Consider the following 1,843-nt stretch of genomic DNA (forward strand, 5'->3'; position numbering starts at 1 on the left):
ACCCCAGTCAAGCTCTACTTCAAGCCTAGACATAGATTGTCAAGAGATCCGTATCAAAAATGAACGACGGTTTCATCAAAATGGTGAGGATGATTGCAGCGAATAGATAATATATTATTGCTTTTCATTGGCGGTGGTGCGTGGTAGTGAATACACTCAAAGGTCGGACTCATATAATGCAATAACCAGCAGAAGATATGCTGTAAGAGGCCGCAATAAGTTATCAGCGATGAGAGAGCGCCGATGGGTCCGTGCTGCGCACGATGGCGTTCACCCATACACAGCCCGCAGGATGTTAAGTCTAGGGAGAGTCTCCCGACTCTCCCTGACCAGCTTATTTGATCAAGCCATCGTTATCCAACAAGTAGGTTTGTAAGGCCAACAGCTCGCTTTCAGTGGTGCCTAACCCCTCCATCACTATAGTCAAATTAGATATGGCGCCTGTAGTTTGGGCATCACCTGCACTAAACACTTGTACTACGGGATCTGAATAACCAACCGCAGTACCAATATGCAGATAATCTTCCACCGCTCCACCCGTTGGAATATCAAGAACATCCGCTAGATCCAGCTTGTCCTGATTGATGACAAAATCCTTGACTACATCCTTCGAGCCATCCGCATCGCCACTCTTCCAGACAAACAAGTCATTGTTGTCACCACCGACCAAGATGTCATTACCTTGACCGCCAATCAGGATATCCGCCCCGGCTTTGCCCTCTAATCTGTCAGCCCCTTTACCGCCATCTAGGTAATTATCGGCTGCATTCCCAATCAAAATATCATCGCCAGAACCACCCATGGCCCCCTCAATGGAGGTGTAGGTATCCCCGGCAGCTGTACCACCACTCCCCGTATTAGTCCCCAGATCCACTGTGACACCTGTGCCATCATCCCGATAATCGACGATATCAGCACCATTGCCACCGTTAATGTGGTCCGCTACCGCGCTGGAAGCCAGAACGTCATTAGTATCGGTGCCGAGTAAGGTAAAGCTGCTGCTGGCACCACCCACTATATGCACATTGAAGCTACTGTCGGTCGTGATGTCCCCATCGCCATCCATCGCACTGACAGTGAAGGGAATATCTTTATCCGGCGGTAATATGGTGGTGGAAATGACCGCATCGGTCAGGCGCACCCCTTGCCCTGACCCACTATCACCAATTATCTCCAGCGTATTGAAACTGATGGTGGGGTCTATGGTGGTTGTGGTTCCCGCAACTGCTACCGTTCCCGTTTCTTGAGCACCCGTCAGGGTATTAGTCGCGATCCACTGCAAGGTGATAGAGCCATTAATGTTGTCATTGGTCAGCACCACCTTTTCAACAAATTGCGGGTTAAGTGAAGGCAGATCATCACCGACTGTCCCCTGGCTATGAAACTCCATGGTGAAACGCTCACCGACACCGACAAATTGGTTATCCACACCAAAGCCGACGTTAGATGAATTCACCCCCTTGCCCGCACTAGAAAACTCGATCAAACCATCTGTGGTTTCAACAAAATTACTTGGTTTACCCGAGGTTAAATTGAGCAGAGATACCGTCTTGTCCACGGACGCCTGGGGCTTGAGCAGATCGAACTGATAAGTGCCATCTGCCAACACATTCAATTTGAATACCTCAGATGTACCTGCCAACGCGGTCACGGTTGTACCAATGAATTCGCCAGCGAGGTAATTCTGCGTCGTATCATAATTAAGCCCAGTGATGACCGGTGGCATGATATTAAAACCAGCCAAGCCATCAGCCCCCGGAACTACATCGAAGAAGCCATGCACAGTACCAAACTCATTTGGCATGATGGCATTAGTAAACGCCCCCAATTTGGGCACATCGTC

The 1,843-nt window shown here is 49.4% G+C and carries 1 protein-coding gene; it reads right to left on the reverse strand.

The window, feature by feature from the left end; all coding sequences use genetic code 11:
• Positions 1 to 334: 334 nt before the first annotated feature.
• Positions 335 to 1,843, reverse strand: a 1,509-nt coding sequence (locus ACZYTD_RS17115; RefSeq protein WP_463893896.1) for a calcium-binding protein, incomplete at its 5' end; no start/stop codon positions are given.

Source organism: Pseudaeromonas sp. HNCC25DJ180 (genome assembly GCF_055413345.1).